This window comes from Aeromonas sp. ASNIH1 (assembly GCF_002934285.1).
Classification (GTDB): domain Bacteria; phylum Pseudomonadota; class Gammaproteobacteria; order Enterobacterales; family Aeromonadaceae; genus Aeromonas; species Aeromonas caviae.
The window spans coordinates 885,047-905,490 of sequence record NZ_CP026228.1 but is presented as its reverse complement, the minus strand read 5'-3'; the positions used below and the strand labels follow the sequence as shown (position 1 = coordinate 905,490).

Below are 20,444 nucleotides of genomic sequence, written 5' to 3'. Positions count from 1 at the left end.
CAATGAGCAAGATTATTCAGCAGCTTGAACAAGAGCAACTGCGTACCGACATCCCGGCTTTTGCCCAGGGCGACACCGTACGTGTTCAAGTTCGTGTTAAAGAAGGTGGTAAAGAGCGTCTGCAGGCTTTCGAAGGCATCGTGATTGCCAAGCGTAACCGCGGTCTGCACTCTGCTTTCACCGTTCGCAAGATCTCCAACGGCGAAGGTGTTGAGCGTGTATTCCAGACTCACTCTCCGCTGATCCACAGTGTAGAACTGAAGCGTCGTGGTGATGTTCGCCGCGCCAAACTGTACTACCTGCGCAACCTGTCCGGCAAAGCTGCTCGTATCAAAGAGAAGCTCAACTAATTCGATTCGAATTGGTGTCGGTATGTCGGCGAAAAGCTCGACAGGTAGTGAAAAGGCTCGCCAATGGCGAGCCTTTTTTGTATCCGTGTGCGGGGTATTGGCTCAACTGGGCTGGCTGACCCGCACCACAGAGTTGTCACGCCCGAAGGGGCCAGGCACGTAGTCGTCCGCCTCCCAGTCGTTGTCATAAAGGGTTTCACCATCGGGTTGCACTAGCTGATAGCAATACTCGAAATGGCTGGGGCCATCGGTCGGCAGGTTGAGTGTCGCCTTGAACTCCCCGTTTTTCATCCTCTTCAGTTCAATGGGCTGCCACTGGCTGAATTCACCCAGCAGCAAGACCTGCTCGGCATCACCGGCGGCCTCCTTTTCGACGGCAAAGGTCACCTTGACCTCGGGACGGGATTTGAGGAATTGCTTGTTGATCGGCATATGGACTCCTTGTCACTGGCTGCGAAGAAAGTAGTGCTGGTTATTTTTATATCACTTTATGACAAGGATGTTGATAAACAGGATCAAAGGGGGAGGGCAAAATGGCGCTTCAGGAGCTGATGGGTGAACTCGATCTTGAGGTAGAAGCCCCGTGGTAGCGTCATGATGGGTTGGCCATTGCGGCCGATGGCGCGGGTCAGCGCCTTGCTGTTGGCCGCCTTGGGGCGCAGCTGCAATACCAGGCCGTGGCGGGCGCTGATCTGCTCCACTTCCCCCAGCACTATCATGTCCATCAGCTCTTCCCAGTCCTGGCGCAGCAGTCCTTCTTCCTCTTCATTCGGGCTCCATAGCAGCGGCATGCCGACGCGACGGTCGCCGACAGGGATGTCGCGGCTGCCTTCCACCGGGATCCAGAGCACCCGCGACAGCTTGTTGCGCACGTTCGACTCCTCCCAGCGCTGGCCGCTGACCCCGATGAGGGGGGCCACGCAGACAAAGGTGGTTTCCAGCGGGCGCCCTTGAGGATCGACGGGGATCGTCTTGAGCTCGATACCGAGATCCGGAAAATCCTGCTCGGGACGGCTACCTGCACTGGCCCCCAGCTGCCACTCGATCAACTGCCCTGTCCAGCCCTTGTCACGTCTGAGATCCCGCGGTACGGGGATGCCCGCCGTTGCGGCAAGCTGGGCCAGAGTGAAGCCAGCCATGGCGTAGGCTCGACTGAGCAGCTCTTGTTCTGACTGGGGATTGGCAGGCATGAGGGCTCCTCTGGAGATAATAGACATCGCAATACGGATCCTTGCATGGTATCGCTGATTTTATAACCGATCCTCGCCCGACTATACACAGGGAGATATGGGTGACAGAATTCAACATATCTAAATGATTTTAAAGGGTTTTACTTTATTTATCCAGTATGTTGGCCCGCCGGTTCCCCGCATAAACGAGTTGTCCAAGGGTTTGTGCGAGCTGTTGCACACAGTTATCCACAGAAATCTTGGATAACTGGCGTAAAGTGGTGAAAGGAAGCGTGGCACCAGAAATAAATGTGAGAGTACGCCGATTTTCAGCGCCATTTCGGTGCAGATAATGCGCCATATCTGTGGATAAATCCGTCTTGGTGGATCTTTGAGCAGTCGAACTTGTTCACAATTGACAGGCTGGATCCTCTTAGGCAAAAGACATGGATCTTGATCCAGCAATTAAACTATAACCTTATGTATTTAAATGTATATTTTGTTTTTAAGTGAATCGGGTATGATATGCTTCCGTGCAATGCCACAGTATAAAACTACTGTATATACCTGCTTGATCACAGGTTTATGCACAGTCTGGGTGGGCAACTTGCCTAGCATGAACCTTCAATTTGTTTATAACTTTGCTTGAAATGCCAAGTTATTCATGAATGGAAGATGACAGTCCCTGTTTGCCGCCACGGGGTGAATGTGGAACAATCTCGTTATAGATTCAGCCTTTATAAGGTGATCACGTGATAGATGGTGACGGATTTCGTCCCAATGTCGGCATCGTGATCTGTAACCGTGACGGACAAGTATTGTGGGCTAAGCGCTATGGGCAGCACTCCTGGCAGTTTCCGCAGGGGGGGGTTGATGATGGTGAATCGCCGGAACAGGCCATGTATCGTGAGCTGTATGAGGAGATAGGCCTCAAGCAGGACGATGTGACCATACTGGCGACCAGTCGCAACTGGCTGAAGTATCGCTTACCCAAACGACTCGTCCGCTGGGACAGTTCACCGGTCTGTATTGGCCAGAAGCAGAAATGGTTTTTGTTGCAGCTCGATCCTGGCAAAGAGGCCAGGATCCAGTTTGGCTGTCATGGTCACCCGGAATTTGATGATTGGCGTTGGGTCAGCTTCTGGTACCCGGTTCGTCAGGTCGTCTCCTTCAAGCGGGAGGTTTACCGCCGGGTGATGAAGGAGTTTGCCCCGCTGGCCATGCCAGTCCCCGTGGTGCAGGCTAACCGAAAAGATGGGCGGCGCAACCGCTCGCGTTAAGGAGCACAACTAGTTGCTGACGGAACTCAGACGCATCGTGGAAAGCATGGCCGAGGCCAACACCCTCGAACAGGCCTTGCAAGCATTGGTGAGCCAGACCCGGCTCGCCATGACGGTGGACTGCTGCTCCGTCTATGTGGCCGAGCCCGACATGCGCCGCTATCGACTGGCTGCGACCGATGGTCTGGCCGAATCGGCCGTGGGCAAGGCCACCCTGCCGTTCGAGCAGGGTATCGTCGGCCTGGTGGGTCAGCGTGAAGAGCTGATCAACCTGGCCGATGCCCCCTCTCACCCCAGTTTCAAGTTCCTGCCCGATGTGGCGGAAGAGGCGTTTCGCTCCTTCCTCGGCGCTCCCATCATGCATCAGCGTCAGGTGGTGGGGATTCTGGTCGTGCAGCAGAAGGAGAGCCGCCTCTTCGATGAGGGGGAGGAGTCCTTCATGGTCACCCTGGCGGCTCAGCTGGCTGCCCGCATCGCCCAGGCCCAGGCCAAGGGGTGGCTGCAGAAGACCGACTGGAGCAAGCCGCTGCGCGGTATTGCCGGGGCGAGTGGCATCGCCATCGCCAAGGCCTGGGTGTGGCGTCCGCGCAAGGCGCTCAATACCATCACGCCGCGCAAGGATGAAGATCATGCCAAGCAGCTTGCCCGTCTCGAGCTGGCGGTAGAGGAAGTGCGCCATGATCTGGAGAGCCTGGCACTGCGCTTTCGCGAGAGCTACAGCCAGGACTCGGTCGCCATCTTCGACATCTATCTGCACCTGCTTAACGATCCCGGCTACATCAAGCCCATCCGCAACAAGGTCAGCAAGGAACACTGGACGGCGATCTCGGCGGTCAAACTCATCAGCGATCGGCTGATAGAGCAGTTCAAGGGGATGAAGGATCCCTATCTGCGGGAGCGCTCCACCGATGTGAAAGACATCGCCCAGCGGCTCATCAGCCGGCTGGTGCAGGACGAACCCGAGCAGCTTACCATCGGCGAACCCGTGGTGCTGGTCGCCGATGAAGTGACGGCCACCATCCTTGCGGAGATCCCGAGGGAATTTCTGAGCGGTGTGGTGTCGCTCAAGGGCGGGACCAACTCCCATGCCGCCATCCTGGCCCGTGCCATGGGGGTGGCGGCCATCATGGGGGTGGATCTGCCCCTCGGTGACATCGGCGGTCGCACTCTGGTCATCGATGGCTACAGCGGCGATCTCTTCATCGAACCCAACCAGGTGATCCTGACCGAGTACCGGCAACTGCTGAGTGAGGAGCGGGCACTCGACACCCTAGTGCGTAGCGTCGACAGCCAGCCCTCCGAGACTGCCGACGGCACCAAGGTCTCTCTGCTGCTCAACGCAGGGCTGAGTGCGGATACCGAGATCTCCCTCAATCATCTGGCGGACGGGGTCGGGCTCTATCGCACCGAGATCCCCTTCATGCTGCAGGACTGCTTCCCTTCGGAGTGGGAGCAGACTGCCCGCTATCGCGGGATCCTGGAAACCTATCGGGATCGCCCGGTTTGCATGCGGACTCTGGACGTGGGGGGGGACAAGCAACTGCCCTATTTCCCCATCGTGGAGGAAAATCCCTTCCTTGGTTGGCGGGGGATCCGGCTCACCCTGGATCACCCCGAACTCTTCCTGGTTCAGCTCAAGGCCATGTTGCGGGCCAGCGAAGGGCTGGACAATCTGGCCATCATGCTGCCGATGATCAGCAGCGTCAGTGAAATCAAGGCCTCCCGTCGTCTGCTGGATCAGGCGTGGCGCGAGGTGTCGGAAGAAGCGGCCAGCCGCGATGCGGTGATCCGCTACCCCAGTCTCGGGGTGATGATCGAAGTCCCCTCCGCGCTGTACATCCTGCCGGAGATGGCGCCGCTCATCGACTTCTGGTCGGTGGGCAGCAACGACCTGACCCAGTACCTGCTGGCGGTGGATCGCAACAATGCCCGTGTCGCCAGCATCTACGATGCCTTCCATCCCGCGGTGATCCGCGCTTTGCAACTGTTGGTCGATGCCTCCCGGCGCTATCACAAGCCGGTCTCTGTTTGTGGCGAGCTGGCTGGCGATCCGGTCGGAGTGCTGCTGCTGCTGGCCATGGGCTATCGTCGTTTCAGCATGAATACCCACAACATCTCCCGTATCAAATACGTGCTGCGGCAATCCGACCTTGGCGAGTTGAAGGCGCTGATGGCGGATGGTCTCAAGCATGACAATCCTCACGTGCTGCGCGGCCTGTTTGCCCGCTATCTGGAAGAGCACGGTCTGGGAGGCTTGCTGCGGGCTGGGCACAAGGTCAGGCTGCCCGATTGATATTCCACCTTGTTACTGCGTAAGAATGATCGGAGAATGCGGCTTTTCTTATGATTGGGGCCGCCTATGCAGCACGACGGATATTGGGTTTTCTCGCAGATTGATCCCGTAGCATTCAGTTTGGGACCATTATCGGTACGCTGGTATGGTCTCATGTACCTGTTCGGTTTTGCCTTCGCCATGTGGCTGGCAGGTCGCCGCGCCGATGCACCCAATAGCGGCTGGACCCGCAACGAGGTATCCGACCTGCTGTTTTATGGCTTTCTCGGGGTGATCCTGGGTGGCCGTATCGGCTATGTGCTGTTCTACAACTTCGATCTCTTCCTCGCCGACCCGACCTATCTGTTCAAGATATGGACCGGTGGCATGTCGTTCCACGGCGGCCTCATCGGGGTGATCACCGCCATGATCTGGTTTGCCCACAAAACCCAACGCCACTTCTTCACCGTGGCGGATTTCGTGGCGCCGCTGATTCCGTTTGGCCTCGGTGTTGGCCGCATCGGCAACTTCATGAACGGCGAGTTGTGGGGTCGGGTGACCGATGTCCCCTGGGCCATCATCTTCCCCGAGGCTGGCCCCGAGCCGCGTCACCCGTCCCAGCTCTATCAGTTCGCGCTGGAAGGGGTGGTGCTCTTCATCATCCTGAACCTGTTCTGGCGCAAGCACCCGCCCCGTGGCGCCATCTCCGGCATGTTCCTGCTCTTCTACGGTCTGTTCCGCTTCCTGGTGGAGTTTGTTCGTCAGCCTGACAGCCAGCTGGGTCTCTACTTCAACGAGATCAGCATGGGCCAGATCCTCTCTACCCCGATGATAGTGGCGGGTGCGCTCATGGTCTGGGCCGCCTACAAGCAGCCCCGTCTGTTCGGCAATGCACCCAAGGAGGCGAAATAATGCGTGCCTATCTCGACCTGATGCAGAAAATTCTGGATGAAGGGACCGTCAAATCCGATCGTACCGGGACCGGGACCGTCTCCCTGTTCGGTCATCAGATGCGCTTCAATCTGGCGGAAGGATTCCCGCTGGTGACCACCAAGAAGTGCCACCTGCGCTCCATCATTCACGAGCTGCTCTGGTTCCTCAACGGCGATACCAACACCGCCTATCTGAAAGAGCACGGTGTCAGCATCTGGGACGAGTGGGCCGACGAGCACGGTGATCTGGGGCCTGTCTATGGTGCCCAGTGGCGCTCCTGGCCGGCGGCCGATGGGTCTGTCATCGACCAGATCCAGAAGGCGGTGGATGACATCCAGCACAACCCGGATTCCCGCCGCATCATCGTCTCCGCCTGGAACGTGGGCGAGCTGGACAAAATGGCGTTGGCACCCTGCCACGCCTTCTTCCAGTTCTATGTGGCGGATGGCAAGCTCTCCTGCCAGCTCTACCAGCGCAGTTGTGATGTCTTCCTTGGCCTGCCGTTCAACATTGCCAGCTATGCGCTGCTGACCCACATGATGGCGCAGCAGTGCGATCTGGAAGTGGGGGACTTTGTCTGGACCGGCGGCGACGTGCACCTCTACTCCAACCACATGGAGCAGACGGCACTGCAACTCACCCGCGAGCCGCGCCCTTTGCCGCAACTGGTGATCAAGCGCAAACCTGACTCCATCTTCGATTACAGATTCGAGGATTTCGAGATCCAGGGCTATGATCCCCATCCTGGGATCAAGGCGCCTGTCGCCATTTGAGTAGGTTATGAGTACGGGGCGAGCCCCGTCTCTCAGGTGACGATGAATCTACACTCAGCTATTAGAGGCGCCTGCTGGCGCCTTTTTGCATTTTTGTGAATTAATATGCAATTTTCGGGCTGGGAGGCGGCTCCTGAAAAGGGGGAGATAACCTGCTTATAGCAGGCATTATTCGTTTTGCTTTCGGTTTTTTCGTTGTTATCAGCCGTAAGAAACGATTTTTCATTGAGCTACTCGAGCCCTAGACTGAAAAGATGCAATTTTATGGGTAGTTAGATATGAGCGATGTATTCAAGCGTTTTCTCAAACTGGAGTCCGCTTCCGGGATCATTCTGATCCTGGCCGCCCTGCTTGCCATCGGCCTGGCCAATTCGGCGCTGGCGCAACACTATCAGAGCTTCCTCAATACCGAGGTGCAGGTTCGCATCGCGGCCCTCGACATCAACAAGCCGCTGCTGCTCTGGATCAATGATGGCTTCATGGCGATCTTCTTCCTGCTGGTGGGTCTCGAGGTGAAGCGAGAGATGCTGGAGGGAGCTCTTTCCTCCCGGGTGCAGGCAACCTTCCCGGCCATTGCTGCCGTGGGGGGTATGTTGGCACCGGCCCTCATCTATAGCTTCTTCAACTACGGAGACGAGGCTACCCGTGCTGGCTGGGCAATTCCGGCCGCCACCGACATCGCCTTCGCTCTCGGGGTCATGGCGCTGCTGGGCAAGCGGGTACCGACCAGCCTCAAGGTCTTCTTGCTGGCGCTGGCTATCATGGACGATCTGGGGGTCATCATCATCATTGCCCTCTTCTACACCCAGCAACTGTCGCTGACTGCGCTGGCGATAGGTGTGGTGGCCACCCTGGCCTTGCTCTGGATGAATCGTCGTGGTGAGGACAGGATTGGACTCTATATGCTGGTCGGCCTGGTGCTCTGGGTTGCCGTGCTCAAGTCCGGTGTCCATGCGACCCTGGCGGGGGTCATCGTGGGCTTCATGATCCCCCTCAACGGCAAGCGTTACGCATCGCCACTCAAGCATCTGGAGCATGTGCTGCACCCCTGGAGCGCCTTCCTGATCCTGCCACTGTTCGCTTTCGCCAACGCCGGGGTATCGCTGGAGGGGATCTACTTCTCGGCTCTGCTCAATCCGCTCCCCATGGGGATCATACTGGGGCTCTTCGTCGGCAAGCCGCTCGGGATTTTCACCATCAGCTGGCTGGCAGTGAAATCAGGCATTGCCCAACTGCCGCAAGGAGTGAACTTCAGACAGATCTTTGCCGTCAGCATTCTGTGTGGCATCGGCTTTACCATGTCGATGTTTATCGCATCGCTGGCATTCGAGCATGGCGGACTGGACTACGGCAGCTACTCGCGCCTCGGGATCCTGGCAGGTTCCACACTCGCGGCTGTGATCGGTTACATCGCCCTGCGGATATCGCTGCCCAATCGGGAGGCGAATCAAAGTACGGAGGGGTTATGAGAAAACTAGGATGGTTAGTCATGCTGGCTAGCCCTGCAATCTGGGCGAATAGCCTGGTTGATTGTCAGCGGGATGCCACCTCGGCAAGTTGTTCTGCCTATCTCAACGGGGTGGTCGACAGCGCACTCATGCTGGGGGACTCACAGGTAAAAGCCCGGTTCGGAGAGACCTTCGCCGAACGGGCACTGAGCAGTCGTGCCGGCGAGCGAGTCAAGCTGTCCAACAAGCGCTATTGTACCGAGCGAATGCCGGATGCCGGTCGTCTCAAGGCCCATCTGCAGGCACAGTTCGACGCGAACAAGGTTGACTCGATCAGCGACATGTATGACATTCTGGCGGTTGAACTCAGCTGCTACCGGAGCCCGCCTGGCGCGGGAACCCCATCGGATGTCACACCTTAACTACAACCATCTCTACTATTTTTGGATGACTCAGAAGAAGGGCTCCGTCACGCAGGCGGCGGAAGCCCTCTTTTTGACCCCACAGACCGTGACCGGTCAGATCAAACTGCTTGAGCAGCGTCTTGGCGGCAAGTTGCTGATCAGAAAGGGGCGCTCCCTTGAGGCCACCGAGCTTGGCCAACTGGTATTTCGCTATGCGGACAAGATGTTCAGCCTCTCCTACGAGATGCTGGATATCGTCAACTACCGCAAGGAGAGCCAGATCCTGTTCGACGTGGGCATCGCCGATGCACTCTCCAAGCGTCTCGCCAGCCGGGTACTGCTCTCCGTGATCCCCAATGACGGTTCCATTCACCTGCGCTGCTTCGAGTCGACCCATGAACTGCTCCTGGAGCAGTTGAGCGAGCACAAGCTCGACATGATCCTCTCTGACTGCCCGGTGGACTCCAGCCAGCATGCCGGGTTGCTGTCCAAGCGCCTGGGGGGATGCGGCGTCAGTTTCTTCTGCAAGGCGCCTCTGCCCTCCCAGCCTTTCCCTGCTTGCCTGGAAGAGCGCAAGCTGCTCATCCCGGGCCGCCGTACCGCCATGGGTCGTCAACTGACCCAGTGGTTCGAGCAGCAGGGGATTTCCCCCAGTATTCTGGGAGAATTCGATGATGCGGCGCTGATGAAGGCGTTCGGCTTCTTCAACCAGGGCATCTTCATGGCTCCGACCATCTATCGGGAAGAGATCCTGGAGGGGGAGGAGGTGATGCTGCTAGGTGAAACCCAGGATCTGATGGAGGAGTATTACGTCATCTTTGCCGAGCGGATGATCCAACATCCTGCGGTCAAGCGAGTATGCGAGAGTGATTTCTCCTTCCTCTTTGCGGGGCAGGAGGATTTCACGGCCATTCAGCCGGCAAGCCTCTCGTTTTAAATCGACGGTGACGGCGCTATGATGCCAGTCTTGGAAGAGGAGGGTGAGATGCAATTGGAAGAGATGGAAGCGAATGCCGGGCGTGCCGTCACCCTGCTCAAGGCATTGGCCAATGAACGGCGGCTGTTTATCTTGTGCCAGTTGCTGGATAGGGAGCTGTCGGTCGGCGAGCTGAACGAGGTATTGGGATTGAGCCAGTCAGCCATGTCGCAGCATCTGGCGGTGTTGCGCCGGGATGAGCTGGTGGCGACGAGGAAGGAAGCCCAGACGGTCTATTATTCCCTGCGCAGCCATGAAGTGCGTGAGATGATCGGACTGTTGCACAGACTGTACTGTAGCGACCCCAAATAAAAAACCGGCACTAGGCCGGTTTTTTCAGCTTTCATCAGCGGATGCTGATTAAGCCATGGCTTTGATCTGGGCAGACAGGCGGCTCTTGTGACGAGCAGCTTTGTTCTTGTGGATCAGGCCTTTGGTCGCCATACGATCCATGATCGGCTGAGCAACAGCGAAAGCGGCAGTGGCAGCAGCCTTGTCACCAGAGGCGATGGCAGCGATCACTTTCTTCAGGTAGGTACGGGTCATGGAACGACGGCTGGCGTTGTGCTGACGACGTTTCTCTGACTGAAGAGCACGCTTCTTAGCAGATTTGATGTTAGCCAAGGTAAAACTCCTAAAACTGTCTTAGCGAGTGTATTGAAAAGGCCCGGAAATATGCCTTCCCAACCACATATTGTCAAATGATTTGTGCAAATAAACACCGCCCCCCGGTGGTGTGTCAGATGGGAGACGGTTAAACTGTCGGCCGATTCTAACAGCATTCTTTTCTTTCCGACAGTTCCAGAGGCCTCGTCTTGAGTAAGAAATTGATCAAATCCGGCATGATAGTGTCCGGAATGACGCTGGCATCCCGTGTGATGGGCTTGGTGCGCGATGTGGTCATCGCCAATTTGCTCGGTGCCGGGGTGGCCGCAGACGTCTTCTTCTTCGCCAATCGCATTCCCAACTTCTTGCGCCGTCTTTTTGCCGAAGGGGCATTCAACCAGGCCTTCGTGCCCGTGATGACGGAGTACAAGAAAAACGGTGACGAGCAGGCGGTTCGCGAGTTGCTGGCGGCGGTGGCGGGCACCCTGGGTGGCATCGTCACCGTGGTCACCTTGCTCGGGGTGCTGGGTTCCGGTGTCCTGACGGCCCTCTTTGGCTGGGGCTGGTTCTGGGACTGGCTGCACGGCGGACCGGCGGCGGAGAAGTTCGAGTTGGCCAGTCTGATGCTCAAGATCACCTTCCCCTATCTCTGGTTCATCACCTTCACCGCCATGGCGGGGGCCATTCTCAATACCTTTGGCCGTTTTGCCGTGTCCTCCTTCACGCCGGTGTTCCTCAACATCACCATGATTGCGGCGGCCTGGTGGATAGCGCCCTTGATGGAGCGCCCCGAGATCTCCCTGGCGATCGGTGTCTTCCTCGGCGGTCTGGTCCAGTTTTTGTTCCAGTACCCTTTTCTGCGCCAGCTCAACATGCTGGTCTGGCCCAAGTGGGGTTGGCACCATCCCGGGGTCGTGAAGATCCGTACCCTGATGATCCCGGCCCTGTTCGGCGTGTCGGTCAGCCAGATCAACCTGCTGATCAACACCATGCTGGCCTCGTTTCTGGCCACCGGTGCCATCAGCTATCTCTACTACTCTGACAGGTTGCTGGAGTTTCCCCTCGGCCTCTTTGCGGTGGCCATCAGCACGGTGATCCTGCCTGCCCTGGCCAGAAAACACGTGGATGCGGATCCGGCTGATTTCTCTCGCACCATGGATTGGGGGGTGCGCATGGTGATGCTGCTCGGCTTGCCAGCCATGGTCGGCATCGCCGTACTGCGCGAGCCCATACTGCGGGTACTTTTCATGCGCGGTGAGTTCGGTCTGCACGAGGTGAGCATGTCCAGTGCCAGCCTGCTGGCCTCCACTACGGGGCTGCTCTCCTTGATGCTCATCAAGGTGCTGGCCCCCGGTTATTACGCCCGCCAGGATACCAGGACGCCGGTGCGTATCGGCATCATGGCCATGGTAGCCAACATGGTGTGCAACCTCATCTTCATCTATCCGCTCGGCTACGTGGGGCTGGCTCTCGCCACCGCCTGTTCCGGCACCCTGAACGCCGCACTGCTGTTCAAGGGGCTCTATCAGCAGGATGTTTATCGCCCTTCCCGCAACACCGGGCTGTTCTGCCTCAAGCTCTTGGCGGCAACGGTCTTGATGGGGGGGCTTCTGGCCTATCTGTCACCGGATCTCGCCCAATGGGGGGCCTGGAGCATGGGCAAGGCCAGCCTGGAGTTGACCCTGCTGCTCTGCCTGGGCGGAGCGCTGTATGGCATTGTCCTCTTGGCATTGGGGATCCGGCCACGGCACCTGAGAGCCGATCAGCAATAACGAACCAGCGGCAGGGCCGGGGGACAGCACAAGGGAGATGGGAGCGGTCTCAGGGGCTGTCGGGTTGACCCGCCAATGAGGTGCGATGCTCCTGGCCGAGTCCGAGAAGTGGGCGGGATGGCTAAATCGGCTCAACGGCAGGGCTGACCCTGCCTGCTGCCTGATATATAATCCGCCGATTTCCATGGCAGCAACGCACAAGGCACTGATGGAGCTTATTCGCGGCATTCACAATATCAAGCCCCGTCACCGGGGCTGTGTATTGACCATAGGCAACTTCGATGGGGTTCATCAGGGGCACCACGCGGTGTTGGCCCGCTTGCAGGAGAAGGCCGCCCAACTTGGCCTGCCCGCCTGTGTCATGTTGTTCGAACCCCAGCCGCTGGAGCTGTTTGCGGGCAGTGCCGCGCCCGCCCGCCTCAGCCGCTGGCGGGAGAAGTACGAAGCCCTCAAGGGAATGCAGATCGATCGCATGCTCTGCGTGCGTTTCACCCATCGTTTTGCCGAGCAGGCAGCCAGCACCTTCATCGAGCAACTGCTGGTGGAGAAACTCGGTGTGCACTATCTGGTGGTCGGCGACGATTTTCGCTTCGGCAAGGGGCGGGAAGGGGACTTCCACCTGCTGGAGGAGGCCGGTCGGCGCTTCGGGTTCGAGGTGATCAGCACCCAGAGTTTCCAGCTTTCCCGCCAGCGGGTCAGCAGCACCCTGGTGCGCGAGGCCCTCAAAGCGGGTCGCATGGCGGAGGTGGAGTTGATGCTCGGTCGCCCCTATGCCATCAGCGGCCGGGTGGCCCATGGCGACAAGCTGGGGCGCACCATAGGTTTTCCCACCGCGAATCTGGCCCTCAAACGCCAGGTTGTCCCGGTCGGTGGCGTGTTTGCGGTGGAAGTGATATGTTCCGGCAAGACTTTCCCCGGTGTCGCCAATGTGGGTGTACGCCCGACCTTGAGCGGTACACAAGCCAGATTGGAAGTACATCTATTTGATTTTTCTGGTGATCTATATGGTCAGCAGGTCAAGGTGCTGCTTCGCCACAAGCTGCGCGAAGAGCAGAAATTTGACTCTTTCACCGCCTTGAAAGAGCAGATCGAACGAGATGCCCTGGCGGCCCGAGCCTGGTTCGGGCTGCCACAATTTCATTTACCCAGCACTCTTTTAGAAAAGAAGGGAACCCAGGACTGATGAGCGACTATAAACACACCCTGAATCTGCCGGAAACCGAGTTTCCGATGCGTGGCGATCTGGCCAAACGCGAACCCAACATGTTGAAACGTTGGTACGATCAGGATCTTTACGGCGCCATTCGCCGCGCCAAAGCGGGCAAGCCTTCTTTCATTCTGCACGATGGCCCCCCCTATGCGAACGGCAGCATTCACATCGGTCACTCGGTCAACAAGATCCTCAAAGACATCATCATCAAGTCCAAAGGCCTTTCTGGCTTCGATTCCCCCTATGTACCGGGCTGGGATTGCCACGGTCTGCCTATCGAGTTGAAAGTGGAAGGCATGGTCGGCAAGCCGGGCGAGAAGGTTTCCGCCGCCGAGTTCCGCGCCGAGTGCCGCAAATACGCCAAAACCCAGATCGAAGCGCAGAAGACCGACTTCATCCGTCTGGGCGTGCTGGGTGACTGGGAACACCCCTACCTGACCATGGATTTTGGGACCGAAGCCAACATCATCCGCTCCATGGCCAAGATCGTTGAAAACGGCCACCTGCACAAAGGATCCAAGCCGGTGCACTGGTGTACCGATTGCGGCTCCGCGCTGGCTGAAGCGGAAGTGGAGTACTACGACAAGAACTCCCCCTCCATCGACGTGCGCTTCAAGGCCGTCGACGAGGCTGCCGTTGCCGCCAAGTTTGATTGCGCCGAAGGCCACACCGGCAAGGGCGCGCTCTCTGCCGTGATCTGGACCACTACCCCGTGGACCCTGCCGGCCAACCGCGCCATCGCCATGCACGCCGATCTCGACTACGCACTGGTGCAGGTTGAGGGCGACAATCCCGAGCGTCTGATCCTGGCCGCTGAGCTGGTGAAGGATGTGATGGATCGCGCAGGCATCGAGCACTTCCACAACCTGGGTTACGCCAAGGGTGCCGCACTCGAGCTGCTGCGCTTCAACCACCCCTTCTACAGCTTCGACGTACCTGTGGTGCTGGGTGACCACGTTACCCTGGACGCCGGTACCGGCGCGGTGCACACCGCCCCTGGTCACGGTCAGGAAGACTTCGTGGTCGGTCAGAAGTACGGTCTGGAAGTCGCCAACCCGGTTGGCAGCAACGGCGTCTATCTGCCGGATACCGAACTGTTTGCCGGCCAGCACGTGTTCAAGGCCAACGCCTCCGTGGTCGAGGTGCTGACCGAGCGCGGTGCCCTGCTGCATCACAAGGTATTCAACCACTCCTACCCGCACTGCTGGCGTCACAAGACCCCGATCATCTTCCGTGCCACCCCCCAGTGGTTCATCAGCATGGAGCAGAAGGGTCTGCGCAAGCGTGCCCTGGAAGAGATCGAGCGTATCGAGACTCAGGGCATTGCCGAACACGGCCAGAGCGGCTGGGTCCCGGCCTGGGGCAAGAATCGCATCCAGGCGATGGTCGAGAACCGTCCTGACTGGTGTATCTCCCGTCAGCGTACCTGGGGCGTGCCCATCTCCCTGTTCGTTCACAAGGATACCCAGGCGCTGCACCCGGAATCCGTGCGCCTGATGGAAGAGGTGGCCAAGCGGGTCGAGCAGTCCGGCATCCAGGCCTGGTGGGATCTGGACAAGGCCGAACTGCTGGGCGCCGATGCCGACAACTACGAGAAGGTGCCCGACACCCTGGACGTCTGGTTTGACTCCGGTTCTACCCACGCCTCCGTGGTCGACGCCCGTCCCGAGTTCAACGGCAAGCCGGCCGACATGTATCTGGAAGGCTCTGACCAGCACCGTGGCTGGTTCATGTCATCGCTCATGATCGGCGTGGCGATGAAAGACAAGGCTCCCTACAACCAGGTGCTGACTCACGGCTTCACCGTGGATGGTCAGGGCCGCAAGATGTCCAAGTCCATCGGCAACGTGGTGAGCCCGCAAGATGTAATGAACAAGCTGGGTGCCGACATCCTGCGTCTGTGGGTAGCGAGCACTGACTACACCGGTGAGATGACCGTCTCCGACGAGATCCTCAAGCGCTCCGCCGACGCCTATCGTCGTATCCGCAACACTGCCCGTTTCCTCTTGGCCAACCTGAACGGCTTCAATCCGGCGACCGACATGGTGGCGCCTGCCGACATGGTGGTGGTGGATCGCTGGGCAGTGGGCCGTGCCAAAGCGGTACAGGCCGAGATCGTGGCCGCGTTCGACGAGTACAACTTCCACGGCGTGACCCAGAAGCTGATGCAGTTCTGTTCCATCGAGATGGGTTCCTTCTATCTGGACGTCATCAAGGATCGTCAGTACACAGCCAAGGCTGACAGCCTGGCCCGTCGCTCCTGCCAGACCGCCCTCTATCACATCGCCGAGGCCATGGTGCGCTGGATGGCGCCCATCATGAGCTTCACCGCCGACGAGATCTGGGCCCTGCTGCCGGGCGAGCGCGGCGAGTTCGTGTTCACCGAGGAGTGGTACGACGGCCTGTTCGGGCTGGAAGCGGGCGAAGTGCTGAACGACGAGTTCTGGGCCGAGATCCTCACCGTGCGCGGTGAAGTGAACAAGGCGCTGGAAGTGGCCCGTGGCGAGAAGCGCATCGGCGGTTCTCTGCAGGCCGAGCTGACCCTGTTCGCCAAGCCGGAGCTGGCCGCGCGTCTGAACGCCCTGGCCGATGAGCTGCGCTTCGTGCTGCTCACCTCCAAGGCCAAGGTGGTCAGCGTCGATGCTGCACCGGCAGAGGCCGTGGCAACCGAGCGCGATGACCTGTGGCTCTGCGTGGCCCAGTCTGCCGCCGCCAAGTGCGACCGCTGCTGGCACCATGTGGAAGACGTGGGCACCATTACGGGTCATGAAGAGATCTGTGGCCGCTGCGTCACCAACGTCGAGGGTGACGGCGAAACGCGTCAATTTGCCTGATGAACATGACTCAACATAAAAGTGGCCTGCGTTGGCTGTGGCTGGCGGTGCTGGCCTTCGTACTGGACCAGGCGAGCAAGCTCGCCGTGGTCAAGCTGCTGCCGTTTGGCTACCCGGGGGTGGAGATCACCCCCTTCTTCAACCTGGTCCACGTCTACAACAAGGGGGCGGCTTTCAGCTTCCTGGCAGATCAGGGAGGCTGGCAGCGCTGGTTCTTCGCTGTTCTGGCGTTCGCCATCTGTGGCCTGCTGATCCACTGGCTGCGCAAGCAGTCGGTCACCCAGCGCTGGAGCGGTATCGCCTACAGCCTGATCATCGGCGGGGCGCTCGGCAACGTGTTTGACCGACTGGTGCTGGGCCATGTGGTCGACTTCCTCGACTTTTACTGGCAGCGCGCCCATTGGCCGGCGTTCAATCTGGCCGACAGCTTCATCTTCATCGGTGCCGCCATGATCGTGCTGGATGGCTTTCGTGGCGAGAAAAAACAGGACGCGACCTCATGAGCCAGCTGATTGCTGCGGACAGCAGCGTGCTGTTCCATTTCTCTATCAAACTGGAAGATGGCTCGGTGGCCGACAGCACGGCGCTGCACGGCAAGCCTGCCCGTCTGCGGATGGGAGACGGCAGTCTGACGCCGAGCTTCGAGCAATGCCTGCTGGGGCTGCGCGAAGGGGAGAGCAAGAGCTTTACCCTGGCGCCGGAAGAGGCGTTTGGCCTTTCCAATCCCGACAACATCTACCATCTCGATCGCGCCAAATTCGGTAACGAAGTTGAGCCCAAGGTGGGTACCATCATTCTGTTCGACCAGCCCAACGGCAGTGAACTGCCCGGGATCATCCGGGCGGTGGAAGGGATGTCGGTCACGGTCGATTTCAACCACCCCCTGGCCGGTCACACCGTCACCTTCGAGGTGGAGATCCTGGGGGTTGATGACGAGGAGAAGGTGCACTGATGGATATTCTGCTGGCTAACCCCCGTGGCTTCTGTGCCGGTGTCGACCGGGCCATCAGCATCGTCGAGAGCGCGCTGGAGAAGTTCGGTGCCCCGATCTATGTCCGTCACGAAGTGGTGCACAACCGCTACGTGGTGAACAAGCTCAAGGAGGCGGGTGCCGTTTTCGTCGAAGAGCTGGACGAGGTGCCGGATGACAGCATCGTCATCTTCTCCGCTCACGGTGTCGCCAAGGTCGTGCGCGAGATGGCCAAATCCCGCGCCCTCAAGGTGTTCGATGCCACCTGTCCGCTGGTGACCAAGGTGCACATGGAGGTCCATCGCGCCAGTCGCAAGGGCTCCGAAGCCGTGCTCATCGGCCATGCCGGCCACCCCGAGGTGATCGGCACCATGGGACAGTACGAGAACAGTGAGGGTGGCATGTATCTGGTGGAGACGCCGGAAGATGTGGCCAAACTCAAGGTGAAGAACCCGGACGACCTCTGTTTCGTCACCCAGACGACACTCAGCGTGGATGAGACGTCAGACGTCATCGATGCCTTGCGTGCGCACTTCCCCAAGATCCAGGGGCCGCGCAAGGATGACATCTGCTATGCCACCCAGAACCGCCAGGATGCGGTGCGGGAGATGGCCGGGCTGGTGGACGCCATGCTGGTGGTGGGGTCGCGCAACTCTTCCAACTCCAACCGTCTGCGGGAGCTGGCCGAGAAGGTGGGCGCCAAGGCCTACCTTATCGACGATGCCTCCATGATTGAGCCGCAATGGCTGGACGGAGTTGCCCGTATCGGGGTCACGGCGGGTGCGTCAGCCCCCGATGTGCTGGTTCAGAATGTCATTGCTCGTCTGCGCGAGTTGGGAGGCAAGATAGTGACCGAGCATCCTGGCCGAGAAGAGAATGTGGTGTTTGAAGTGCCGCCCGAGCTTAGAATTATTTGAATGTGGCCAGGATGGCCTGAGAATAAAGAGTTATGTTCCTGATGCCGGATTTGTCGTTGCGACCTATCCGGCATTAGACTATATGAACCGCCAGTCACCAAGGATGGGTTATGATTGGGTTCTATCGAGGCTTTTCTCTCATTGAATTGATGATTGTCGTCGCAATCGTGGCGATTCTTGGCACTATTGCCTATCCCTCCTATCAGCGTTACCTGCTGTCCAGCCACCGAATTGATGCCAAAAAAATGCTGTTGGACGCCGCCAACAGACAAGAAACCTATTTTATGGACTTCAATCGGTATACCTCATCTGCAGCCGACTTGAATATCTCGGAGAACTCCGAATCCGGCTTCTATCACCTGGTCATCTCGGCCGGGGTCAATACATACATCTTGTTTGCCACGGCCTCTGGTGCGCAGGGGTCAGACAGCGACTGCATCATTTTCTCCATCGACCAGGATGGCACCCGGAGTGCCACCCGGCTCGGAGATACCGTCAACAATGCTTGCTGGGACTAGGCGATGAAACCACTGCACCATCGACACACGAGGGGATTCAGCCTGCTGGAGGTGATGATTGCGGCCGTGGTGCTCTCCTTCGGCTTGCTGGGATTGGTTGCCATGCAGGTCACCGCCAAGTTTTCCAGCTACGAAGCGCGTCAGCGCACCATCGCCAACTGGCTAGCCAATGATCTGGTGGAACGCGCCAGGATCAACAAAGACAGCTGGGCTGGTCAGGGAACGACAGTGGTATCCGGCAACGCGATCCTGGATATGCCGAGCTGTGCCAACAACAATGGCACCATGTCGGATTGCAGCAGGACAGAGCGGCAGGCACTGGACCTCTTCTACTGGCAGCAGTCCCTGCTGGGAGCCGCGGTATCCGGTGCCGCGTCACCTCTGCAATCTCCGGTCGGCTGCGTGATTCGTGGCGCCAACAACAGTTTGACCATAGGGATCTTCTGGCAGGGGCGGGAGTCTTTGTCCGATGGTGCCGTTGCAGTGGCCGCGGTGCGCAACAGTTGTGGGTTGGGTAATGCGGCAGACAGACAGAGGCGTCAGTTCGTACTGACGACCACACTATGAATGCCCGTGGCTTCACCCTGATTGAATGGCTGATTGCCATGTTGATCGGCGTATTTCTGGTCGGCGGCGGCTTGAGCATCTTCGTGGCTTCCCGCGCCACAACGGAAGATGCTTTCGATCAGAGCGAGTTGCAGGAGAATGGACGTATTGCGATGCGTTTGGTAACCCAGGACCTGAAGTGGGCGGGCTTCTGGGGGGACTACACCGGTTCCCCCATGGCAACGGGGCAAGGCGTGACTCTCAGCAGCGGGTCTGCGGTGCTTTCGGCGAACGATTGTCTGGACAATTTGGGGCGTGGCAGCTTGCCACCCAGCGTGGGAACAAATCGGGGGGTCTGGGTCGCTCGGGTGGACAATAACAGGGCGATTAACGGGGGGGCTTTTGCCTGTATTCCCGTGACGTCACGTATTGCCAATACGGATGTCATCAGCATCAAGCGATTGATTGGGCAGCCCCTGGCCGATGCCGCAGCTACTGATAATCGCTTCTATCTTGCTACTACGACGCAAGCGGCGCTGATGTTCAAAGGGGGAGAAACAGTGCCCACGATGACAGATATGCCGGCTCGTCAGCTCTGGGAATACCAGCACTTTATCTATTATCTCGCTCCCAATGCCGCAGGCAACCCGGAACTGAGAAAGCGTTACTTGACTGCCAATGGGGGCTCGGTTCTGATAGGAGGCCCCATGGCGGAAGGGATTGAGCGCATGACGGTGCTGTTTGGTGTTGACGACACTCCTGTTGCCGATGGGGTCATTGATCGCTATGTCGCGTCTACAAACGTGACCGAGCAGGAATGGAGCGAAGGGCGTGTCGTTGCTGCCCGTGTTTTTATTCTGGTGCGATCGTCGCAAGCATCCAGCAGCTATGTGAACAACAACATCTATCAGGTAGGTAGTACCAGCGTATCAGGCAATGGGGATGGGTTTCGTCGCTTGCTGCTGGAGAGCAGCGTGTCGCTGCGCAACCCGGTGGTCATGACTGGAGGTGGTTCATGAGGTCTCAGCATGGCGTAGCCCTGATCGTCGCGCTGATCATTCTGGTACCTCTGACGCTGATCGCCGTGGTGGTGATGCAGTCCTCCGGGCAGGATCTCAAGATGGCAGGCTCTGCGGCCAATTTCAGGCAGGCAGAACACAGACTGGAAGGCATCATCGAAGCGGCGGTACAGAGCAATAACATATCGACGGTGATTGCAAACATAGGTTCTGCGCAGGGGGCGAGTGCTGCCATCAGTGTCAATAGCAGCAATAATTCAGCCAATGTGGCCCTCACCAATCGCACGGAAACTGTCTGCAAACGCAAGGTGGATGCCAGCAGCAGCAATGTGATTCCTGTATGCAAATATGTCGAGCTACAGGCCGGTGTCAATTATGGAAAATATTCTCGCCCGCTGACCTGGACTGCGGGTGTGGAACAGCCACTGCTCACAAAATAGGAGCGAA

At 58.5% G+C, this 20,444-nt stretch carries 22 protein-coding genes; 19 read left to right on the top strand and 3 right to left on the bottom strand.

All coding sequences use genetic code 11. The features are described from left to right. Positions 1-2 precede the first annotated feature (2 nt). Positions 3-350, top strand: a complete 348-nt coding sequence (rplS, locus tag C2U37_RS04320; protein ID WP_005313505.1) for a 50S ribosomal protein L19 — start codon at positions 3-5, stop codon at positions 348-350. A gap of 102 nt (positions 351-452) precedes the next feature. Here rplS and C2U37_RS04315 read toward each other — a convergent pair whose 3' ends face one another. Both C2U37_RS04315 and mutH read right to left on the bottom strand, forming a co-directional pair. After that, positions 453-782, bottom strand: coding sequence for an isoamylase early set domain-containing protein (locus C2U37_RS04315; RefSeq protein ID WP_103260846.1), 330 nt, complete (start codon positions 780-782; stop codon positions 453-455). Positions 783-865: 83 nt separating this feature from the next. Beyond that, the gene (gene mutH, locus C2U37_RS04310) at positions 866-1,540 is read right to left on the bottom strand and encodes a DNA mismatch repair endonuclease MutH (protein WP_104451889.1); all 675 of its coding nucleotides are present in this window, start codon (positions 1,538-1,540) and stop codon (positions 866-868) included. A gap of 731 nt (positions 1,541-2,271) precedes the next feature. On the opposite strand from mutH, the gene rppH reads away from it, so the two are divergent. The 8 genes from rppH to C2U37_RS04270 all read left to right on the top strand — a co-directional run bounded on the left by rppH (position 2,272) and on the right by C2U37_RS04270 (position 9,917). Next, a complete protein-coding gene (rppH, locus tag C2U37_RS04305) occupies positions 2,272-2,799 on the top strand; it encodes an RNA pyrophosphohydrolase (protein WP_041210952.1) in 528 nt (175 codons plus the stop codon). Between the two features lie 13 nt (positions 2,800-2,812). After that, positions 2,813-5,092: a phosphoenolpyruvate--protein phosphotransferase gene (ptsP, locus tag C2U37_RS04300; RefSeq protein WP_104451888.1), complete on the top strand. Its 2,280-nt coding sequence runs from the start codon at positions 2,813-2,815 to the stop codon at positions 5,090-5,092. Between the two features lie 66 nt (positions 5,093-5,158). Further along, positions 5,159-5,983 (top strand): prolipoprotein diacylglyceryl transferase, encoded by an 825-nt coding sequence (gene lgt, locus C2U37_RS04295; protein WP_039039982.1) that lies wholly within the window; start codon positions 5,159-5,161, stop codon positions 5,981-5,983. Next, the gene (gene thyA / locus C2U37_RS04290) at positions 5,983-6,777 is read left to right on the top strand and encodes a thymidylate synthase (RefSeq protein ID WP_042014892.1); all 795 of its coding nucleotides are present in this window, start codon (positions 5,983-5,985) and stop codon (positions 6,775-6,777) included. The genes lgt and thyA overlap by 1 nt, the downstream gene beginning before the upstream one ends. A 278-nt stretch (positions 6,778-7,055) precedes the next feature. Then, positions 7,056-8,246 (top strand): Na+/H+ antiporter NhaA, encoded by a 1,191-nt coding sequence (gene nhaA, locus C2U37_RS04285; RefSeq protein WP_010673093.1) that lies wholly within the window; start codon positions 7,056-7,058, stop codon positions 8,244-8,246. A 20-nt stretch (positions 8,247-8,266) separates the two neighbouring features. Further along, positions 8,267-8,647, top strand: coding sequence for a hypothetical protein (locus C2U37_RS04280; protein WP_183149949.1), 381 nt, complete (start codon positions 8,267-8,269; stop codon positions 8,645-8,647). Further along, positions 8,634-9,566 carry a transcriptional activator NhaR gene (gene nhaR, locus C2U37_RS04275; RefSeq protein WP_010673095.1) on the top strand — a complete coding sequence of 311 codons (933 nt, stop codon included), beginning with the start codon at positions 8,634-8,636 and terminating at the stop codon, positions 9,564-9,566. Before C2U37_RS04280 ends, nhaR begins: the two co-directional genes overlap by 14 nt. 48 nt (positions 9,567-9,614) lie before the next feature. Then, positions 9,615-9,917, top strand: coding sequence for an ArsR/SmtB family transcription factor (locus tag C2U37_RS04270; RefSeq protein ID WP_029313781.1), 303 nt, complete (start codon positions 9,615-9,617; stop codon positions 9,915-9,917). A gap of 48 nt (positions 9,918-9,965) precedes the next feature. On the opposite strand, the gene rpsT is transcribed toward C2U37_RS04270, so the two are convergent. After that, complete coding sequence (gene rpsT / locus C2U37_RS04265; protein ID WP_005308808.1) at positions 9,966-10,229, bottom strand: 30S ribosomal protein S20; 264 nt, start codon at positions 10,227-10,229, stop codon at positions 9,966-9,968. Between the two features lie 191 nt (positions 10,230-10,420). On the opposite strand from rpsT, the gene murJ reads away from it, so the two are divergent. The 10 genes from murJ to tppD all read left to right on the top strand — a co-directional run bounded on the left by murJ (position 10,421) and on the right by tppD (position 20,437). Further along, entirely contained in the window at positions 10,421-11,983 is a 1,563-nt protein-coding gene (gene murJ / locus C2U37_RS04260; RefSeq protein WP_104451887.1) for a murein biosynthesis integral membrane protein MurJ, read from the top strand. Positions 11,984-12,191: 208 nt separating this feature from the next. Then, positions 12,192-13,166: a bifunctional riboflavin kinase/FAD synthetase gene (gene ribF, locus C2U37_RS04255; RefSeq protein WP_010673098.1), complete on the top strand. Its 975-nt coding sequence runs from the start codon at positions 12,192-12,194 to the stop codon at positions 13,164-13,166. After that, the gene (gene ileS / locus C2U37_RS04250; RefSeq protein WP_104451886.1) at positions 13,166-16,027 is read left to right on the top strand and encodes an isoleucine--tRNA ligase; all 2,862 of its coding nucleotides are present in this window, start codon (positions 13,166-13,168) and stop codon (positions 16,025-16,027) included. Before ribF ends, ileS begins: the two co-directional genes overlap by 1 nt. Next, positions 16,027-16,530: a signal peptidase II gene (gene lspA / locus C2U37_RS04245; RefSeq protein WP_010673100.1), complete on the top strand. Its 504-nt coding sequence runs from the start codon at positions 16,027-16,029 to the stop codon at positions 16,528-16,530. Before ileS ends, lspA begins: the two co-directional genes overlap by 1 nt. Further along, entirely contained in the window at positions 16,527-16,979 is a 453-nt protein-coding gene (gene fkpB, locus C2U37_RS04240; RefSeq protein WP_041210958.1) for an FKBP-type peptidyl-prolyl cis-trans isomerase, read from the top strand. The genes lspA and fkpB overlap by 4 nt, the downstream gene beginning before the upstream one ends. Beyond that, a complete protein-coding gene (gene ispH, locus C2U37_RS04235) occupies positions 16,979-17,914 on the top strand; it encodes a 4-hydroxy-3-methylbut-2-enyl diphosphate reductase (protein ID WP_039039990.1) in 936 nt (311 codons plus the stop codon). The genes fkpB and ispH overlap by 1 nt, the downstream gene beginning before the upstream one ends. A 110-nt stretch (positions 17,915-18,024) precedes the next feature. Continuing rightward, positions 18,025-18,432, top strand: coding sequence for a type IVa pilus pseudopilin TppA (tppA, locus tag C2U37_RS04230; RefSeq protein WP_039039991.1), 408 nt, complete (start codon positions 18,025-18,027; stop codon positions 18,430-18,432). 3 nt (positions 18,433-18,435) lie between these two features. Then, a complete protein-coding gene (gene pilV, locus C2U37_RS04225; protein WP_104451885.1) occupies positions 18,436-18,999 on the top strand; it encodes a type IV pilus modification protein PilV in 564 nt (187 codons plus the stop codon). Continuing rightward, positions 18,996-19,997 (top strand): PilW family protein, encoded by a 1,002-nt coding sequence (locus C2U37_RS04220; protein ID WP_104451884.1) that lies wholly within the window; start codon positions 18,996-18,998, stop codon positions 19,995-19,997. The genes pilV and C2U37_RS04220 overlap by 4 nt, the downstream gene beginning before the upstream one ends. Next, complete coding sequence (gene tppD / locus C2U37_RS04215) at positions 19,994-20,437, top strand: type IVa pilus pseudopilin TppD (RefSeq protein ID WP_042014886.1); 444 nt, start codon at positions 19,994-19,996, stop codon at positions 20,435-20,437. The genes C2U37_RS04220 and tppD overlap by 4 nt, the downstream gene beginning before the upstream one ends. Positions 20,438-20,444: the final 7 nt, after the last annotated feature.